Origin of the sequence: Stenotrophomonas pictorum JCM 9942, from assembly GCF_001310775.1 — a bacterium.
GTDB classification, from domain to species: Bacteria; Pseudomonadota; Gammaproteobacteria; order Xanthomonadales; family Xanthomonadaceae; genus Stenotrophomonas; species Stenotrophomonas pictorum.
This window is the reverse complement of record NZ_BAZI01000773.1, coordinates 1-621: the sequence shown is the minus strand read 5'-3', so window position 1 is coordinate 621 and position 621 is coordinate 1. Positions and strand designations below refer to the sequence as shown.

1 pseudogene is annotated in these 621 nt (G+C 68.6%); it reads right to left on the bottom strand.

The window, feature by feature from the left end:
- Window positions 1–621, bottom strand: a pseudogene (locus JCM9942_RS17620) (sigma 54-interacting transcriptional regulator); the annotation flags it as partial.

Below are 621 nucleotides of genomic sequence, written 5' to 3'. Positions count from 1 at the left end.
GCGGACAGCGGCTTGCCGGCATCGCCGAGGAAGTGCCGGGCCAGCGGCAGGATGTCCTCGCGGCGTTCGCCCAGCGCGGGCACGGCCAGTTCGACGGTGTTGAGGCGGTAGTACAGATCCTCGCGGAAGCTGCCGTCGCGGATCATCGCCGGCAGGTCGGCATTGGTGGCGCTCACCACGCGCACCTTGACCTGACGTTCGCGGTTGGAGCCCAGCCGCTCGAAGCGTCCGGTCTCCAGCACCCGCAGCAGTTTCATCTGGCCACTGGGCGAAAGGTTGCCGATCTCGTCCAGGAACAGGGTGCCGCCGTCGGCGGCCTCGAACTTGCCCTCGCGGGCCTTGTTAGCGCCGGTGTAGGCACCGGCCTCGGCACCGAACAGTTCGGCCTCGATCAGTTCGGCGGGAATGGCGCCGCAGTTCAGAGCCACGAACGGGCCTTTGCGGTTGGCCGAATTGGCCTGGATGATCTCGGCGATCTTTTCCTTGCCGGCGCCGTTGGGCCGGTGATCAGCACCGGCAGGTCCGAGCGCGCCACCTGGCAGGCCAGCGAGATCACCCGCTCGCTGGCCGGATCGGCGAACACCACCCCGCGCAGGTCGTAGCGCTCGTGCAGGGCCTGCT